Raw genomic sequence first — 17,147 nt, 5'->3', positions numbered from 1 at the left:
ACAACCATATGCCCAGGCTGTGGATAACTGGTTACACGGGGTGAGACCTCAGCCGAGGTCGGTGTTCAGGCGGGCCAGTAGGCGGCCCAGGTCGGAGAGGTCCGTCGGGTTCCAGCGGTCGAGGATCGCGCGGAACTCGGTCTGGCGTTGGGTGCGCATGGCTTCGTAGCGCTCGGCGCCGGTGGTGGTGAGGCGGAGGAGACGGGCGCGGCCGTCGTCCGGGTCGCCGACTCGTTCGATCAGGCCGAGGGTCTCGAGCTGGGTGATGCCGCGGCTGACGGTGGACTTGTCGAGGCCGAGGACCTCGGCGATATCCGAGGCCCGGACGCCGGCGCCGTTGCCGGTGCCCATCTCGATCTGGGAGATCAGCGCGTACCCGGCGGCGTCCATCTCGGGGTGGACGCGCCGCGCCAGCCGGAGCGACGCGGAGCGCGAACGGCGGAACAGCGCGGACAGCTCCTGCTCGATGGCGGCGACCATCTCCTCCGAGCGTTCGACGTGCGCCGGCGTGCTCATCGGACCACGATCCCCGCGTCGCGGAGGGCCTTCTTCACATCGGCGATCCGGAAGTCGCCGAAGTGGAACACGCTGGCCGCGAGTACTGCGTCCGCCCCGGCCTGCACCGCGGGCGGGAAATGCTCCGGGGCCCCCGCTCCCCCGCTGGCGATCAGCGGTACGTCGACCACCGCGCGCACGGCCCTGATCAGCTCCAGGTCGAACCCCTGCTTGGTCCCGTCGGCGTCCATCGAGTTCAGCAGAATCTCCCCGGCGCCCAGCTCGCACCCACGCTGCGCCCACTCGATCGCGTCCAGCCCGGCCGACTTCCGCCCGCCGTGGGTCGTCACCTCGAAACCGCTCGGCTGATCCGCCGACCGCCGTACGTCGAGGGACAGCACCAGCACCTGGTTGCCGAACCGGTGCGCGATCTCGCGGATGACGTCGGGCCGGGCGATCGCGCCGGTGTTGATGCCGACCTTGTCCGCCCCGGCCCGGAGCAGCCGATCGACATCGCCGACCTCGCGGACGCCGCCGCCGACCGTGAGCGGGATGAACACCTGCTCGGCGGTCCGGCCGACCACGTCGTACGTCGTCTCGCGGGAACCCGACGACGCGGTGATGTCGAGGAACGTGAGCTCGTCGGCGCCCTCCGCGTCGTACACCTGCGCCATCTCGACCGGGTCGCCGGCGTCTCGCAGGTCGGCGAAGTTCACGCCCTTCACAACACGGCCGGCGTCGACGTCCAGGCACGGGATAACTCGTACGGCAAGGCTCACGCGGAAAGGGTACCGTCAGCCTCCCAGGACCCAGACGTCATCACGCAGCAACACGACCGGCCCGTCGGGTGTCATGGCGGTGATCGTCAGCCCGTCGCCGCCGAGGACGACGTCGGTGTGAACGGTCGCGTTGTTCAGCCCCAGCTCGGCCCGCTCGTCGGGCGACAACTGCATGCCGTCGGCAACGGCGAACGGGAAGCTCTGTCCCCAGGCGATGTGGCTGCCGGCGTTCTCGTCGAACAGGGTGTTGTGGAAGACGACACCCGCCTGCGCCACCCGCGAGTCCTTGTCGACCAGGGCGACCTCGCCGAGGCTGCGGGCGCCGGGGTCGACGTCGAGCTGGGCCCGGACCAGGTCGGCGCCGGTCGTCGCATCCACGTCGGTGATCCGGCCGGCCTTGAAGGTGAGTTGCAGCCCTTCCACGAGTTGGCCCGCGATGACGACCGGCTTGCTCACCCGCGCGACGCCGTCCGCACGCCGACGGTCGGGGCTGGTGAAGACCTCCTCGGTCGGGATGTTCGGCAGGTACGGGACACCCGCCGGGTCGGTCACGGACCCGCCCGTCCAGCGACAGTCAGGCAGCAGACCGACGGTCAGGTCGGTGCCTTCGCCGGTGTAGTGGAGCTCGGTGATCTGCAGCTTGTCGAGCGCCGCACACCGCTCGGCCAGTACGGCGGAACGCTCCCGCCAGGCGGCGACCGGATCCGCCTCGTCGAGCCGCATCGCCCGAGCGACGGCATCCGAGAGCCGGTCGACGTCGGGTTCGCCGTACACCTGGGTAGCCCAGCCGGGGTTCGGCGCGGCGATCACGGTCCAGCGCCACCGTCCGCTCATCACCGCCTGCTGCCTCGCGGCCATCTCCTGCTTCCGGACGGCGGCGACGCGGGCGGGGTCGATCCCGGCGTACAGGCCGGAGTCCGGCGTACCGGTCAGGGCGATCGTTGCGATGCCCTCCGCTTCCCAGCTGCGGATGCGCTCCATCGCCCAGGGCCGGTCGGCCGACAGGGTCTCCAGGTCGGAGTGGATCAGGTCGGACCGGCGTACGAGGCCGTCGGTCCACAGCACCTCAACCCAGCGTGCCCCGGCGACGTACGCGCGCTCGACCACTGCCCTGGCGATCTCGGCCTGGGCTAAATCGGCGTTGAGCACGACGCCCTGGCCCGGCTGTACGTTCACGCCGACGCGGACGACCAGGTCGGCGAAGCGCTCCAGCTGTTCGTTGTTCATCTTCGACTCCTATTCACGTTGGCGTGAACATTGTCAGATGTGAGAATGTTGCGCAAGACGTAAACGAGAGGGAGTCGCCATGCAGGAACCGAGGCCGGTCCGGGCGATCACGGATGTCGAGACCATGCGGGCATTGTCTGATCCGATCCGGGTCGCGATCCTTCGCCTGCTGATGAGCGGCGACCGCTCGGCGCCGCCGGTGATGTCGGCCAAGGAGCTCGCGGCCGCTCTCGGCGAACCGCAGACGAAGCTCTACCGCCACCTCAAGCAACTCGAGGCGGCTGAGCTGATCCGGGTGGCGGAGACCCGGCTGGTTTCGGGCATCCAGGAACAGCGCTACCAGACCGCTCAGCTCGACTTCACCATCAGCCGCGACCTGGTCACCAACGAAGCGGCGTCCGCGGAGTTCGCCGACACGCTGTCCGCGCTGTTCGGCGAGTTCCGCACCGAACTGGTCACCAACCTGACCGCCGGCCGCGTCCCGATCGGCGCCGAGGCGGAAACGCCACTAGGCCTACTGGTCGGCCGCGGCATGGTCGCCAACGTCAGCCGCGACCGCGCCGCCGAGTTCCGCCGCCGACTGCTCGCTCTGCAGGCCGAGTTCGACGCCCTCGAGGACGACGATCCGAACGGCGTCCCGGTCCACCTCCTCGTCGGCTGGTACGCCGTCACCGGTTAACTAGTTGCATTGCCACTAGTGTCACTGCAACTATCGATTCTCCCAACGAGAGGATCGACATGCGCACCACGAAGTTCCTGGCTGCCGGTGTGATCGCTGCGGCGATGTTCACCACGCCGGCGGCAGCTCAGCCCCTGCACACGACCTGGTCGGCCGCCTGGGCGAGCGCGATGCAAAGCCCCACCGCCGCCGACGGCAACTGGAGTCAGGCCGGGTTCGACCACCAGACCATCCGGCAGACAGTCCGCCTCAGCACCGGCGGCCGGAGCCTGCGGATCCGGCTGTCCAACCTGTACGGGACCAAGCCGCTCCAGCTCACGGGCGTCACAGTCGCCCGCACCGACGTCACCTTCCACGGCTCACGCCGTACGACGATCGCCCCCGGCCGGACCGCGACCTCCGACGCGGTCGCAGTCCCGAGCGTTTCCGACGAGCAACTCGTCGTCTCGCTGTACGTCGACGGCGCGACCGGACCGGCGACCTTCCACGAGGACGGGCTCACCACGACGTCCGCGACCGCAGGCAACCACCTGCACGACAACGCACCCGGCACGGCCACCAGCCACGCCTTCTACTACCTCACCGGTGTCGACGTGACCGGAGCCGCGGGCACGATCGTGGCCTACGGCGACTCGATCACCAACGGGCACAACTCCACCGTCGGCGCCGATCACCGGTACTCCGACGACCTGGCGCAACGACTCGGGAAGACGAGGCTCGGTGTAGCCAATGCCGGCATCAGCGGAAACCTGCTGCTGCACCAGCTCCCCTGCTTCGGCGATGTCGGCGTGACGAGGTTCCGGCGCGACGCACTCGGGCAGCCCGGAGTCCGCACGGTGATCGTCGAGGAGGGCGAGAACGACATCTGGGACAGCGAGTTCAACTTCGGCTGCGGCGAGACGCCCAGGATCACGGCGGACCAGCTGATCGCCGGCTACCGCAACATGATCGCCGCCGCACACGCCCGCGGAGTACGGATCATCGGCGGCACCATCACCCCGTTCAAGGCCGACTACATGCAGCCGGCCGACTTCGAGCGGGCCGAAGCGATCCGCACCCAGGCAAACCAGTGGATCCGGACCTCAGGTCAGTACGACGGCGTCGCCGACTTCGCCCTGGCTGTCGGAGATCCGGCGGACGAGCAACGGATCGATCCGGCGCTCGACTCCGGCGATCATCTGCACCCGAACGACGCCGGGTACGCGGCAATGGCCGCCGCAGCCGCCAAGGCGCTCGGCCACTAGAAAGGGGCCGCAGGCAGTAGTTGCCTGCGGCCCCTTCCAGGGACAGCTACTTCCAGGCGCGGCGGCGCCCGTCGGTGGACTTCATGGGCCGCGTGGTCTCCCAGACGCGGCGCCAGCGGGCAGCCTCGGGTCCGGTCTGGGACGGGGAGGCGCCGATGGCGGCGCGGCGACGGGATTCGTACCAGGTGGTCGATTCCTCGTCGAGCAACGCCGAGACCGCGGCGGCGATCCGGGGCGCGAAGTCGCGCGGGCTCTCCCCCTCGGCGGCACGCAGCGGGTCGCCGTACCGGACGTGTACTGCCGGGCGGCCCGGGACCGGCCAGCCGCGGCCGCGGGGCATCGCGGCGAACGAGCCCTTGATACCGACCGGGATCACCGGCACGTCGTGCTCGACGGCGAGGTACGCCGCGCCCATCCGGAACCGCTGGATCCAGCCGTCCGGCGACCGCGTCCCCTCCGGGAACACGACCACGTTCCAGCCGTCGGCGAGCAGGTCGCCCGGCGTCGAGCTCAGGTTGCCGCCGCGGCGCTCGATCGGGAACGTGTTGAACACGATCGCCGACCCGGCCGCCCGCCACCAGGTGTCGAAGAAGTAGTCGGCCGCGGCCGCGAACGCCGTCTTGCGGCGCATCGCGTCCGGCAGCGACAGCAGCAACAACGGGGTGTCGAGGTGCGACGAGTGGTTCGCGACGATGATCGCCGGCCCGTCGAGCTTGAGCAGCGAGTCCAGTCCGCTCACCTGCGGGCTGACCTCGAAGTTCAGGACCGCGTTCAGCGGGCCCTTCTGGATCAGGTCGCGGACCGCGATCGCGGCCGGCGTCCGGGCCCACTTGGTCGGGAAGACCGTGGACTCCTTCGGGATCACGTACGGCTCGGCCGACCGCGGTACCTGCGGCCGCCGGCCCCACCGCCAGCCGCGCGCGACCTGCTTCACGTCACGCGCGGTGTCCCGGCTGAACTTCACCAGGCTGGTACCCATCAGCGCACGTCCGCGAGCAGGTGCGGCGGGTTGTGCAGGTACGTGATCGACGGCGACCGGCCGACCGAGTGGCTGACCATCTCGAGCGCGTCGGACAGCGTCGACGCGGACCGGAAGCCCATCCGCTCGACGGTCTTGCGGTTCGCCCCGACCCAGACGATGTCGCCGCAGTGGTCCAGCGCGTGCGAGATCCAGTACCACATGTAGAACGGGTGCACGCCGTGGTACGCGTACGAGGTCCGGTACAGGTGGATGTACCACGGGTCCTCGGCGTACTGCTTCTCGAACTTCGCCTCGATCGTCGCCGGATCGGTGCTCTCGGCAAGCACTTCCTCGAAGAAGTCGACGTACGACGGGTGGTGCAGCTGGCTGAATTCGTAGTCGACCGGGTGGTACAGGATCACCGCGCCGTCCTTGCGGACGACCGGGTTGCCCCGGTACGAGTTGAAGTAGTAGCCCAGGCCCATGCAGGCGGCCAGGATCGGGTTCATCACCGAGTTCACGTTGTACGGGCCGATGAACGGCACACCCATGATCGCGACATCGGACTGACCCTGTACCTCGACCATGTGCTGGCGGTGGACGTTCTCCAGCGTCTTGTCGTGCACCGGCTCGATCTTGCCGGCGTGCACACCGGTCAGGCCGTAGTTCGAGCGGACGTCGGTGAAGATCTTGTGCCGGAGCTTGCTCGGCGCCGCCGCCAGCGCACGCTTGGTGCCGAGCATCGAGGCCTGGTCCTTGAGCGACCACTCCCACTCACGCTTCTGCAGGAACTCCAGCGGCCCGCCGAAGATGTCGTTGTTCAGCGTGGTCTCGATCTGGAAGACCTTGACGTGCTGGGTGAGGATCTCGCCCATCCGCCAGGCCGACTCGTGCATCTTCGACCGCTTGTGGTCCATGAAGGACCGCGAGTGGATCATCGTGTGGCTGTTGTGGTGGTGCTTCAGCGACTTGTACGACGCCAGGCCGATCGACGTCGACTTGTGGCCGCCGTCCATCGCCACCAGGTTCACGTTCACGTAGACGAGCAGGTCGGACTCGGCCGCCCGCTTGGAGATCTCGACGTCCTCGCCGTGCCGGGTCTGGCCCAGGTGGGTCAGGTTCGCGCTGTCCTCGGCGTCGAAGTTGTAGAGCTTGCCGTCGGGGAAGAACGAGCGGAACACCCGCTCGCCGACGATGTCGCGCAGCTCGTTCGGGGTGAGCCGGCGGTGCAGCGCGTTCGCCGAGATCAGCTCGACGTCGTCGACACCGGCCTGCGCGGCCAGCTCCAGCACGGCCTCGATGATGCGCTGCCGGATGTCCGGCTTCTTCATCGGCGGCAGCGGGATCGAGATGTCGTCGAACGCGATCGTCAGCCGCATCCCGGCGCGCAGCAGCTCGGGCAGCGGCTCGGACTCGATCGGGTTCAGCAGCGCGTTCTGGATCGCTTCGTCGACGTCCCGCACCGGCGGCAGCGCCTCCGGCGGGTACACCACCCGGGTGCCGAGCGGGAACCGCTCCAGCAGGAAGCCCTCACCGTTGTGCACGAGCAGCGGCGGGGTCCGGTCGTCCACCTCAAGCACAAAACCTGGCCGAGACATGTTCAGAACCTCTCTCGTCGTACGTTCAGCGCCCTCATGAGGCCCTCACATCGAAAGCAACCTTGACCGTGCCGAGTCGGCCGGCCGAATGCGCGTGGTCCAGTGCCTCGCGCCACCGGTACAGCGGGTACCGCGCACCGACGATCCCGTCCAGCGGTGCCCGTCCGGCCAGCTCCAGCGCGGTCTCGAACGCCGGGCGGCCGTTCGGCTCCTCCCGCGCGGACGCGTAGGTGCCGGTGACCTCGAGCTCGCGGAACCACACCGGCGACAGGTCGGCGCCGCTGGCCGGCATCCCGGACAGCACAACGCGGCCGCCTGCCTTGGTCACACGCAGGACGGTGTCGATCGAGTCCTTGCTGCCGACCGCGTCGACCGCGACGTCCACGCCGCCGAGCAGGAACTCGCCCGCGCCGAAGTCCGGCTTGAGCCGGAACGCGCCGGTCGATCGCCGTACGCCGCGGAACACCTCGTCGGGGGCGACCACATCGCTGGCACCGAACGCCCGCGCCAGCTCACGCTGCTTCGGGTGCTTGGCGACCACGGTGATCCGGCCGGCCTGCGTCAGCTCGCGCAGCGCGAGCGTGGCGAACAGCCCGACCGCACCGGCGCCGCTGACGAGTACCGACTGACCCGGCTGGACCTTGGCCCGGAGCGCGGCATGCACCGCACCGGACAGCGGCTCGACCAGGACGGCCCGCTCGTCGGACAGTCCGTCCGGTACGGCGTACAGCTGGCTGCGGTGGGCGACGAGCAGGTTGCCCCAGCCGCCGCCGGTGTCCTGGCAGAACCCGGTCTGCAGACCCGGCGCGACATGGCCGACCGTGATCCGGTCGCACCGGTTGGTGTTCCCGGTCACGCAGTTCTCGCACAGCTCGACGCCGCGCGCTTCGCAGGTCAGCACGGAGTCCATCACGACCCGGGTGCCCTTCGGCAGGTCCTCGCAGTCGTCGAGCAGCTCGCCGACGATCTCGTGACCGGGGACGAACGGCATCGAGACGACCGCGGAGAAGTACAGCTTGGTCGAGCCGGTGACCATGCCGAGGTCCGAGCCGCAGATACCGGACAGGATCGGCCGGATCCGCGCCCAGCCGGGCCGCTCGGCCTTCGGCTCGTTGATCGTGACGAGGCGCAGCGGCGCGGCCGGTCCGGTCAGGATGCCGGGGATCCGGCCGCCGACCGCCTTGGCCGCCAGGAACTTGGCCGGCGACCGGTACATCTCGAGGGCAAGCATCATCGGGCGTTCACCCCAGGGAGCTCCAGACGGGACGAGGTGGACGGGGTCTTCCAGTCGACGATCTGCCAGCGCGCGGCCCGGGCGGCCCGGAAGAGCGACACGTCCGGCGAGACCGCGACCGGATTGCCGACGGTCTCCAGCATCGGCAGGTCCGAGTGGCTGTCGGCGTAGGCGTACGACTTGGACAGGTCGATGTTGGTCTGCCGGGCGTGGTGCTTGATCCACGCGGCCCGCGACTCACCGACCAGCGGCGGACCGGACAGGAAGCCGGTGCAGCGACCGCGGTCGTCGACAGCCAGTTCCGCCGCGACGATCTCGTCGAACAGCGGCTCGAGCGGCCGGGTCAGCGGACGGACTGCGCCGGTGATCAGGATCGTCTTGTGCCCGGCGGCGCGGTGCTCGCGGATCCGTCGTACGGCGGCGCCGCTCAGCCGCTCGAGCACGTGCTCGGCGAGGATCTCGTCGACGATCTGGTTCAGCTCCTCGAGATCGGCACCGGCATACCGGCGGTAGATCGTGCGGAGGAACGTGCCGCGGTCCTTGCGCTCGGCCGCGATCAGCTTCGGCAGCTTGCGCAGCATCGCGCCGATCTCGCCGACCCGCTGCGGGCCGTCCAGCTCGGGCAGCCGCATCCACAGATAGGTCTCGATCACGTTCGAGGACAGCAGCGTGCCATCCATGTCGAACGCCGCGATCACCTTCGACTCCGAGGACGGCTCGACCTTCTTCAGTACGCCGGCGGACTCGGCGAGCGCCTTGTTCCGCTTCTTGCGTACGACGTCCAGCCGGCGCATCGACTCCGTGACGCTCGGGCAGTGCAGCTCCTGCAGGTAGTACTGCCAGTCGACGACGGCGGTGTCGCAGGCGAACTTCTCCTTGTCGTCACCCTCGAGCGCGTTGTGCAACGCGAGCACGTTGTCGTCGATGAACTGCAGCTCGGCCTGCGCGTACTCGGAGTACAGATCCATGTAGCGGCGCAGGAAGTCGAGCCGACGCTTCTGTACGTCGAGCTCGCGCGCGTACTTGCGGACCCGCTCGCTCCGCGGCACGGTCGTGATGATCCGGTCCGCGATCTTGTGCGCCTTCTCGCCGTACCGCAGCATCGTCTCGACCGAGTCGCCGCCAGGGAACTTCCACACCGGCAGCCGGACCGCGCCGCGCTCGCCGAGGTCGAACGGGTGCTTGGAGAAGTACGCGCGGACGCCGGCGTACAGCTGCTCGAAGGTCAACGGGTTCCGGGCGCCGGAGCCGATGTGGTAGTACTCCGGCTTGTTCAGCTCGGGCTCTGTCGCCATCACCGCGCAGATCGCGCCGACGACGTGGTCGACCGGGATGATCTCGATGACGGAGTCGGGGCTGGCCGGGAACTCCGGCAGCTCGCCGCGGCCGTACGCCAGGATCAGCGGCTCGGCCATCTTGAAGCCTTCGATCCAGCCCGGGTGCGGGGACTGCAGCGCGGACTCGATGATGGCCGGGCGGACGATCGACGTCGGCAGCTTGCCGGCGAACTCCTCGACCACGCGCTCACCGAGTGCCTTGGTGAACGTGTAGCAGTCGGTCCAGCCGAGGCTGCGGGCGCGCTCGGTGCCGGTCTCGACCAGCTTCTTCGCGACCCACTCGATCCGGCGCCGCTCGGTGTCGGCCGCGGCGGTCAGGTGGCCGGCGCGGCGGTGCAGCTTCTCCGCCTCCTTGCGGAACTTCGCCAGCATCGGCGCGGACCGGGACTGCTCCTCGATCCGGGCCTTCATCGCCATACCGGCCTCGGCCTCGGTCCGCCAGTCGACCAGATGCTCGACCGACGCCTCGGGGATCGCGCCGCGTCGGCGGCCCGCGGTGTAGGCGGTGGAGATGTGGACGTAGTGGATCCGGCGGTCCGTCCCCTGCCGGCTCTCGTCGATCCGCTCGAGCAGGCTCTTGGTGCCGAGCACGTTGGTCGTGAAGGCCTCGTGGATCGGCGGGTCGAAGCTGACGTCGCCGGCGCAGTGCACGACGATGTCGAGATCCTTCGGCAGCTCCGGTACGTCGGACAGGTCGCCGTCGATCACGTGGATCCGGGCCGCGGACAGTGCCTCGGCGTCGGCGTACTCGGTGCCCTCGCCGTAGAACGGCTTGAAGATGTCCTTGCGGAGCAGCTGCGCCATCCGGTCGGCGCCGGTCAGCGAACCCTTCGGCCGGATGATCGCGGCCACGGTGGTGCCGGGCAGGTCGCCGATGATCCGGTGCAGCAGCGCCTCACCGACGAAGCCGGTGACGCCGGTGACAAGGACCTTCTTGTCCTTGAGCTTGTCGGCCAGACTCACTTGTCGCCTCCACGCGTGAGCTCGAGTGCCTCGGTCAGGGTGAACGCGCCGGCGTACAGGGCCTTGCCGACGATCACGCCTTCCACGCCGTCCGGGACCAGCGTGCTCAGAGCCCTGAGATCGTCGAGGCTCGAGACGCCGCCGGACGCGATGATCGGCTTGTCGGTGCGCGCACACAGGTCGCGGTACAGGTCCAGGTTCGGGCCCTGGAGCATGCCGTCCTTGGTGACGTCGGTGACCACGTAGCGCTCGCAGCCGGCCGCTTCCAGCCGGTCGAGCACCTCGTACAGGTCGCCGCCTTCCTTGGTCCAGCCGCGGGCGGCCAGCGTCCGGCCGCGGACGTCGAGGCCGATCGCGATCCGGTCGCCGTACTGCTGGATGATCCGGTCGCACCACTCCGGGTCCTCGAGCGCGGCGGTGCCGATGTTGACGCGCCGCGCGCCGGTCGCCAGCGCGGCTTCCAGGGAGTCGTCGTCGCGGATGCCACCGGACAGCTCGACCTGGACGTCCAGCTTGCCGGTCACCTCGGCCAGCAGTTCCCGGTTGCTGCCACGGCCGAACGCGGCGTCGAGGTCGACCAGGTGGATCCACTCCGCGCCGGCGTCCTGCCAGGCCATCGCGGCAGCCAGCGGATCGCCGTACGACGTCTCGCTCCCGGCCTCACCCTGCACCAGCCGAACCGCCTGCCCGTCCGCCACATCGACGGCAGGTAGGAGCACCAGGTTGTCTGACATGGCCCACACCCTAGAGGGCGATGCTGAAGGATTCGTAACCCGGAGGCCCGCTGAGTCGTTCATATCCGATCTGTCTCAGCAATACCAGTGTAGTAAGTGGTTCTATCCGTACGCTGGTCCCGTGGTGACCGTTGAAGACCTCGAAACCGACCCGCATCCGACGCTAGCTGCGATCCGCCCGATCGGCTGGATCGAGCCGCTGAACACCTGGATGGTCACCTCGCGCGCGCTCGCGCTCACAGTCCTGCGGGACCCAGACACGTTCACCGTCGACGATCCCCGCTTCTCGACCGCCCAGGTCGTCGGCCCGTCGATGCTCTCCCTCGACGGCGCAAACCACAAGTCACACCGAGACCCCTTCGAATCCCCCTTCACCCTCGCCGAAACCCGCCGCCGCTTCACCACCCCGGTCGAACAGACCGTGAACGAACTGATGGCTGCCGCTCGACGCAACGCCGGCCAGACCCCGGGCGCGGCCGGCGCCGCGCGCCCGTCCGCGGACCTTCGGACGACACTCGCGGGGCCGTTGTCGGTTGCCGTGGTTGCCTACTCGCTCGGGCTTCCGCCGGCGTCCGCCGCCACCGTGCTCGACTGGTACACGGCGATCTCCGCGTCCGTGTCCGGTGTCTCGGCCGGCCACCCGGTGACCGCCGAGGGCGCCGCGGCCTTCGGCGAGCTGCACAAGCATGTTGCCGCGGGCATCGACTCTTCGGATTCGCTGATCGCCGCGGCCGCGCATGCCGGGCTCGGTGTGGACGAGGTGGTCGCGAACGCCGCCGTGCTGATGTTCGGCGGTATCGAGACCACCGAGGGCATGATCACCAACGCCCTCTGGCACCTCCTGACCAACCCCGACCAACTCGACCTGGTCCTCGCCGACCCGTCCCTCCTCCCGAACGCCATGGAGGAGTCGCTCCGCCTCGAACCGGCCGCCGCCGTCGTCGACCGCTACGCCACCCGCGACATCGAGCTCGCCGGCACGCAGATCCGCCGCGGCGACATGGTCACCGTCTCCCTCGCCGGCGCCGGCCGCGACCCCGAGGTGTTCGAGTCGCCCGACACGTACGACGTACGCCGACCCAACGCCCGCCGCCACCTCGCCTTCGCCAGCGGCCCGCACATCTGCCTCGGTATGCACCTGACCCGCCTCGAGACGCTCACCGCCCTGGAAGCAGCCCTCCGACTCCCCGGCCTCCGCCTGGCCGACGACTCGCCTCCACCGCGCGGCCTCGTCTTCCGCAAGCCGTCCGCGCTGCGCGTCAGCTGGGACGCGTAAGCACCAGCATCGTCGCGTCGTACACCGGCATAGCCCGGTCCGGATCCAGCTCCGCGTCCGCCGCGAACCGTTCGAACCCCGGCTCGACCTCCTCCTCCGGCAGGTACTCGAACGTCGACAACGCCCGCAGCTTGAGCCGCTCGTAGGTCTCCCGCAACGTCCGCGGCTCCTCGGCGGTGATCCGTACGAGGTCCTCGCCCGGCGTCAGCCCCGCCTCCACCGCGAGCGCCTGCGCCTCAGCGACCGAGACGTACATCGTCGCGTCGACCTCGCGCGCAGACGGAAAGTACCGGTACCAGAACAGGTCCGGCATCACGTCCGAGAACTGAGTCCGCAGCAGACCCACTCCCCCGGGCCGCAACACCCGGCGGACTTCCCGGAGCCCCTGCAAGGGATCGGTCCAGTGGTGGAACGTCAGGAACATCAGCACCGCGTCAACCGATGCCTCAGGCAACGGAATCTCCTCGGCGCTGCCCTTCAGATAGGTCACGCGCGGATGCGGTTCGGCCGCCGCACGCATCCGGTCCGACGGCTCCACGCCGTACACCTGCCCCTGGAACTCCTCAGCCAGCCCCGGGGTGAGCCGACCGGTCCCGCTCCCGAGGTCGAGCACGTCCAGCGGCCGCCGCTCCGGCAGGTACGTCGCGAACGCCGCGCTCCACCGCCGTACCTCGGCCGGCGGGATCCCCCGGCCAGCGACGTACACACTCCCCATCCGACCGTTGTAGTCCACCATCCCCAGACCCTAGAACACGTCCCAGGCCAGGCGCATGATCAGAGCAGAGACGACAACCAGGAAGACGACCCGGACGAACCGGCTGCCGCGAGCGACCGCAGTACGGGCGCCGAGGAGACCGCCGAGCATGTTGGCCGCGCCCATGATCAGGCCGAGTCCCCACAGGGGTGCGCCGTGGAGGGCGAAGACGAGGATCGCGCCGAGGTTGGTGGCGACGTTGGCGATCTTCGCCTTGGCGCTGGCCTGCAGGAAGTTGTACCCGAGCAGCCCGACCAGGGCGAAGATCAGGAACGAGCCCGTCCCCGGCCCGACCGCGCCGTCGTAGAAGCCGATGAGTACGCCGACGCCGCTCGCCGCGAGGTAATGGTCGCGGCCGTCGAAGCGCAACGCGGTCCGCGCGCCGAGGGACGGCTTCATCGCGGTGTAGATCGCGACCACGATCAGCAGCACCAGCACGATCGGCTTGAACCACGACATCGGGATCTTCGTCGCGACCAACGCACCGGTCGCCGCGCCGAGCCCGGCCAGGATCGCCAGCGGCAGGACGGTCTTCTTGTCCGGCCGGACCTTCACGCCGAATGTGACCGCGCTGGTCGTCGTACCGCACAGCGACGAGATCTTGTTCGTCGACAGGATCTGCGCCGGCGACGCGTTCGGCAGGCCGAGCAGCATCGCGGGCAACTGCAGCAGCCCACCACCGCCGACCACGGCATCGATCCAGCCGGCCGCGAAGGCGGCGATCACCAGGAACAGCAACGTCCACAACGAAACATCAGGCACAGAGCCCGATGATCAGGTAAGGGCGTTGTACGACTCAACCCTTACAGCACGCATTGAGAGTTATGACACTCGATCCGGGAGAATGGCGGGGTGAAGTTCCTACTGCTGATCCACAACAACGCCGAGGCCATCAAGCAGTTCACCGAGCAACAGCTGTTCGAGATGTCCGGCGGACCGGCCGGAATCGCGGCCACCGCGCGGGAGCTGCTGACGAGCGGAGAGCTGGTGTCGGTTCTCAGGCTCAACGACCCGGGCGAGGAGAAGGACGTCCAGCTCGTCGCCGGTACGCCGGTGATCTCGGACCGTCCGCTGCTGGAGACGAAGGAGTTCCTGGCCGGAGCGATGATCCTGAACTGCGCGTCGGTGGAGCGGGCGCTGGAGATCGCGGCGTTGATCCCGCTGGCAGAGTTCCGTCGGGTCGAGCTCCGCGAGATCAATCAGGACCACGACGAGTTCGTTGCCCAGCTGGCCTTCATCGAGGGAGCCGGCGAAGCGTGACCGGTCCCGCGGCATCCGAGCTCGAAGCAGCGATTCGGGCGGCGGCGCCGCGGGCGTTGGCGGTGCTGGTCCGGAGGTACGACGCGTTCGACCAGTGCGAGGACGCCGTACAGGAGGCGCTCGTCGACGCGTTCGTGCAGTGGGGCGCGAACGGCGTACCGGAGCAGCCGATCGGCTGGCTGATCAGCGTCGCGTCCCGCCGGATGATGGACGGCTGGCGGCGTGACAACGCGCGACGGCAGCGCGAGCTGAACGACTTCCTGCGGGCGCCGGCCGACCAGTACGACCCCGACGACTACCACGAGGACGCCGACGACACGATCCGGCTGCTGGTGCTGTGTTGTCATCCGGCGCTGACTCCGGCGTCGCAGATCGCGCTGACGTTGCGCTCGGTCGGCGGCCTCACCACCGCCGAGGTAGCCGCCGCCCTGCTCGTCAGCGAGAGCACCGTCGCGCAGCGCATCAGCCGGGCGAAGCGGTTGATCAAGGACGCCCCGTTCGAGCTCCCGACGGCCGAGGAGTACGACGAGCGCCTGGCCGCCGTACTGCAGGTCCTGTATCTGATCTTCAACGAGGGTCACACCGCGAGCGCGGGCGATTCGTTGCAACGCGTGGATCTCGCCGAGGAGGCACTCCGGATCACCCGCCTGCTGTGTCAGGCCACGGGCGAGGCGGGCGAGGTGGCCGGCCTGCTGGCGCTGATGACCCTCACCCACGCCCGCCGCGACGCGCGGACCGGACCCGGCGGCAATCTGATTCCGGCCGATCGGCAGGACCGGTCGCGCTGGTACGCCGACGAGATCGCCCAGGGCACTCGCATCGTCGAGGAGACCCTGCGCACCGGCGCCGTCGGCCCGTACCAACTGGAGGCGGCGATCGCGGCGGTGCACAGCGAGGCCGACTCGGTCGAGACCACCGACTGGGAACAGATCGTCGGCCTGTACCGGCTCCTCGAGAAGGTCGACCCGAGTCCGATGGTGACGCTGGGCGCCGCCGTCGCGATCGCGATGACCGAGGGTCCGGACGCGGGCATCGCGATCGTCGAAGGGCTGGCCGACGACAAATACCTCGGTGAGCACCATCGCCGGCTGTCGGTCCTCGCCCACCTGCACGAGCTCGCCGGTCGCCCGGACCTGGCCCGGTCGAATTACCTCGCCGCGCTGGAGCGCACCCGCAACACGGCCGAACAGAACTACCTCCGCGACCGCATCGCCCACCTCATCAAGTGACGGCGGCCGCCGGTCCACTCCGGGCGCGGCGCGACACTCAACGCGCTGCGGAACACATGTCCCGGATCGACCGCCTGCTTGAGCGCGGCCAACCGGGCGCGGTGGGATTCCGGGTAGCAGTTGTCGAGGTCGGCGTCGGTCGGGTTGGACAGGAAGTTCACGTACGCGCCGTTCGGCCGCAGCGTCTGCCAGAACGCGTCGAAGTCCTGCGCGGCCTGTGCGTCGGGCGTTCCCATCACCACCGAGTTGACCATGAACTGCGCATCGCGGTGGGCGAACGCGGTCGCGTCCGCGGGCATCTCGCCGAACGCACCGCCGAGTGACCGGATCTCCATCGCCATCGCCGGGATCTGCTGACGGGCTTCGAGCAGGCGGTCGGCGAGTTCAACTGACCACGAGTCGAAGAAGCCGTTGCGGATCCGCGGACGCCACTCCGCCGGCATCGACATGTCCGAGAACACCTCGGCGTACGGCACCTCGGCGACCTTGTCGGTGAGCAGCGTGCCGAGGTTGCGCAGCGGTTCGAGGAGCGCAGGGTCGCCGGCAACGCAGACCATGATGGCGACCGGCACCTGACGATCGGCCATCATCGTCGGCGCGAGTTGCAGCGACGACGTGACCTCCGCGGGCGCGTGCGCGGCGTACTCCGCCCAGCCCTTGAGCACCTCTGCAGTTTGGGTCCACGGATACAGCAGCGTGCCGAAGTGCACGGTCGGCTGACGTACGGCGGTGATGTCGTACGACGTGACGACGCCGAGGCTGCCGGCGGCGCCGCGCAGTCCCCAGAACAACTCCGGCTCGTTCGCGGCGTCGACCCGGCGTACCGAACCGTCGGCCGTGACCACCTCGGCCGACACCACGTTGTCGATCGCGAGCCCGTGCTTGCGGACCATCCAGCCGATGCCGCCGCCGGCCATCAACCCGCCGACGCCGACGCTCGCCGTGTCCCCCGACGAGATCGCCAACCCGAGCTTCGCGAGCCCCGCGGCTACGTTGCCCCAGGTCGCGCCGACGCCGACCCGAACGACCTCGTCCGGCAGCACCTTGACCTCGTCCATCGGCCGTACGTCGATCACCACGCCACCGTCGTTCGTACCGAACCCGGCCGCGTTGTGCCCACCGCTGCGTACGGCGACGGGCAGGTCCTGCGCCTCGGCGTACCTCAGCGCAGCCACCACGTCAGCCGCACCGGCACAGCGAACCACCACGCTCGGCCGTCCCTCGGCCATCATCACGCGCCCGGCCTCGGCGTACTCCGCGTCCCCGTCGACGAGGACCTCCCCGCGGACAACCCCGCGAAGCTCGTCGATCGCCCGCCCAACCACCACAGATTCCGTCATCGCCAACTCCCTGGATTCCGAGACGCCCCCTCTGGCG

General features: G+C 69.3%; 16 protein-coding genes. 5 read left to right on the top strand and 11 right to left on the bottom strand.

Annotation, left to right across the window (positions count from 1 at the left end):
• Positions 1–48 precede the first annotated feature (48 nt).
• Genes FDA38_RS15130 through FDA38_RS15120 form a run of 3 tightly spaced genes read right to left on the bottom strand, consistent with a single transcriptional unit; the run spans position 49 to position 2,501 of the window.
• Complete coding sequence (locus tag FDA38_RS15130) at positions 49–516, bottom strand: MarR family winged helix-turn-helix transcriptional regulator (RefSeq protein WP_137254667.1); 468 nt, start codon at positions 514–516, stop codon at positions 49–51.
• Complete coding sequence (gene hisF / locus FDA38_RS15125; protein WP_137254666.1) at positions 513–1,274, bottom strand: imidazole glycerol phosphate synthase subunit HisF; 762 nt, start codon at positions 1,272–1,274, stop codon at positions 513–515. The genes FDA38_RS15130 and hisF overlap by 4 nt, the downstream gene beginning before the upstream one ends.
• Positions 1,275–1,289: 15 nt before the next feature.
• Positions 1,290–2,501 (bottom strand): aminopeptidase, encoded by a 1,212-nt coding sequence (locus FDA38_RS15120; protein WP_137254665.1) that lies wholly within the window; start codon positions 2,499–2,501, stop codon positions 1,290–1,292.
• Positions 2,502–2,580: 79 nt separating this feature from the next.
• Between FDA38_RS15120 and FDA38_RS15115 the strand changes: the two genes are divergently transcribed.
• Entirely contained in the window at positions 2,581–3,180 is a 600-nt protein-coding gene (locus FDA38_RS15115) for an ArsR/SmtB family transcription factor (protein ID WP_137254664.1), read from the top strand.
• A 59-nt stretch (positions 3,181–3,239) separates the two neighbouring features.
• Positions 3,240–4,424: an SGNH/GDSL hydrolase family protein gene (locus FDA38_RS15110; RefSeq protein WP_137254663.1), complete on the top strand. Its 1,185-nt coding sequence runs from the start codon at positions 3,240–3,242 to the stop codon at positions 4,422–4,424.
• A gap of 46 nt (positions 4,425–4,470) precedes the next feature.
• Here FDA38_RS15110 and FDA38_RS15105 read toward each other — a convergent pair whose 3' ends face one another.
• Genes FDA38_RS15105 through priA form a run of 5 tightly spaced genes read right to left on the bottom strand, consistent with a single transcriptional unit; the run spans position 4,471 to position 11,251 of the window.
• Positions 4,471–5,403 (bottom strand): lysophospholipid acyltransferase family protein, encoded by a 933-nt coding sequence (locus tag FDA38_RS15105; RefSeq protein ID WP_137254662.1) that lies wholly within the window; start codon positions 5,401–5,403, stop codon positions 4,471–4,473.
• Positions 5,403–6,983, bottom strand: coding sequence for a lactate racemase domain-containing protein (locus tag FDA38_RS15100; RefSeq protein ID WP_137254661.1), 1,581 nt, complete (start codon positions 6,981–6,983; stop codon positions 5,403–5,405). The genes FDA38_RS15105 and FDA38_RS15100 overlap by 1 nt, the downstream gene beginning before the upstream one ends.
• A gap of 34 nt (positions 6,984–7,017) precedes the next feature.
• A complete protein-coding gene (locus FDA38_RS15095; protein ID WP_137254660.1) occupies positions 7,018–8,217 on the bottom strand; it encodes a zinc-dependent alcohol dehydrogenase in 1,200 nt (399 codons plus the stop codon).
• The gene (locus tag FDA38_RS15090; protein WP_137254659.1) at positions 8,214–10,517 is read right to left on the bottom strand and encodes an HAD-IB family hydrolase; all 2,304 of its coding nucleotides are present in this window, start codon (positions 10,515–10,517) and stop codon (positions 8,214–8,216) included. Before FDA38_RS15090 ends, FDA38_RS15095 begins: the two co-directional genes overlap by 4 nt.
• The gene (gene priA / locus FDA38_RS15085; protein WP_137254658.1) at positions 10,514–11,251 is read right to left on the bottom strand and encodes a bifunctional 1-(5-phosphoribosyl)-5-((5-phosphoribosylamino)methylideneamino)imidazole-4-carboxamide isomerase/phosphoribosylanthranilate isomerase PriA; all 738 of its coding nucleotides are present in this window, start codon (positions 11,249–11,251) and stop codon (positions 10,514–10,516) included. The genes FDA38_RS15090 and priA overlap by 4 nt, the downstream gene beginning before the upstream one ends.
• A gap of 121 nt (positions 11,252–11,372) precedes the next feature.
• On the opposite strand from priA, the gene FDA38_RS15080 reads away from it, so the two are divergent.
• Positions 11,373–12,527 (top strand): cytochrome P450, encoded by a 1,155-nt coding sequence (locus tag FDA38_RS15080; RefSeq protein WP_202877693.1) that lies wholly within the window; start codon positions 11,373–11,375, stop codon positions 12,525–12,527.
• On the opposite strand, the gene FDA38_RS15075 is transcribed toward FDA38_RS15080, so the two are convergent.
• Positions 12,511–13,263: a class I SAM-dependent methyltransferase gene (locus FDA38_RS15075; protein ID WP_137254656.1), complete on the bottom strand. Its 753-nt coding sequence runs from the start codon at positions 13,261–13,263 to the stop codon at positions 12,511–12,513. The two genes, FDA38_RS15080 and FDA38_RS15075, sit on opposite strands and share 17 nt — an antisense overlap.
• 9 nt (positions 13,264–13,272) lie before the next feature.
• Positions 13,273–14,043, bottom strand: coding sequence for a sulfite exporter TauE/SafE family protein (locus FDA38_RS15070; RefSeq protein ID WP_137254655.1), 771 nt, complete (start codon positions 14,041–14,043; stop codon positions 13,273–13,275).
• Positions 14,044–14,133: 90 nt separating this feature from the next.
• On the opposite strand from FDA38_RS15070, the gene FDA38_RS15065 reads away from it, so the two are divergent.
• Complete coding sequence (locus FDA38_RS15065) at positions 14,134–14,541, top strand: YciI family protein (RefSeq protein WP_137254654.1); 408 nt, start codon at positions 14,134–14,136, stop codon at positions 14,539–14,541.
• Positions 14,538–15,770, top strand: a complete 1,233-nt coding sequence (locus FDA38_RS15060) for an RNA polymerase sigma factor (RefSeq protein WP_137254653.1) — start codon at positions 14,538–14,540, stop codon at positions 15,768–15,770. Before FDA38_RS15065 ends, FDA38_RS15060 begins: the two co-directional genes overlap by 4 nt.
• On the opposite strand, the gene FDA38_RS15055 is transcribed toward FDA38_RS15060, so the two are convergent.
• A complete protein-coding gene (locus FDA38_RS15055; protein WP_137254652.1) occupies positions 15,734–17,110 on the bottom strand; it encodes an FAD-binding oxidoreductase in 1,377 nt (458 codons plus the stop codon). The genes FDA38_RS15060 and FDA38_RS15055 overlap by 37 nt on opposite strands.
• Positions 17,111–17,147: the final 37 nt, after the last annotated feature.

The sequence above is a fragment of the Kribbella jiaozuonensis genome (assembly GCF_005233875.1).
Lineage (GTDB): Bacteria > Actinomycetota > Actinomycetes > Propionibacteriales > Kribbellaceae > Kribbella > Kribbella jiaozuonensis.
This window is presented reverse-complemented; position numbering and strand designations above follow the sequence as displayed.

Coding starts and splice junctions, on each gene's coding strand:
- FDA38_RS15130 (WP_137254667.1), bottom strand. CDS start 516: ATGAGCACGCCGGCGCACGTCGAACGCTCGGAGGAGATGGTCGCCGCC.
- FDA38_RS15120 (WP_137254665.1), bottom strand. CDS start 2,501: ATGAACAACGAACAGCTGGAGCGCTTCGCCGACCTGGTCGTCCGCGTC.
- FDA38_RS15115 (WP_137254664.1), top strand. CDS start 2,581: ATGCAGGAACCGAGGCCGGTCCGGGCGATCACGGATGTCGAGACCATG.
- FDA38_RS15110 (WP_137254663.1), top strand. CDS start 3,240: ATGCGCACCACGAAGTTCCTGGCTGCCGGTGTGATCGCTGCGGCGATG.
- FDA38_RS15105 (WP_137254662.1), bottom strand. CDS start 5,403: ATGGGTACCAGCCTGGTGAAGTTCAGCCGGGACACCGCGCGTGACGTG.
- FDA38_RS15100 (WP_137254661.1), bottom strand. CDS start 6,983: ATGTCTCGGCCAGGTTTTGTGCTTGAGGTGGACGACCGGACCCCGCCG.
- FDA38_RS15095 (WP_137254660.1), bottom strand. CDS start 8,217: ATGATGCTTGCCCTCGAGATGTACCGGTCGCCGGCCAAGTTCCTGGCG.
- priA (WP_137254658.1), bottom strand. CDS start 11,251: ATGTCAGACAACCTGGTGCTCCTACCTGCCGTCGATGTGGCGGACGGG.
- FDA38_RS15075 (WP_137254656.1), bottom strand. CDS start 13,263: ATGGTGGACTACAACGGTCGGATGGGGAGTGTGTACGTCGCTGGCCGG.
- FDA38_RS15055 (WP_137254652.1), bottom strand. CDS start 17,110: ATGACGGAATCTGTGGTGGTTGGGCGGGCGATCGACGAGCTTCGCGGG.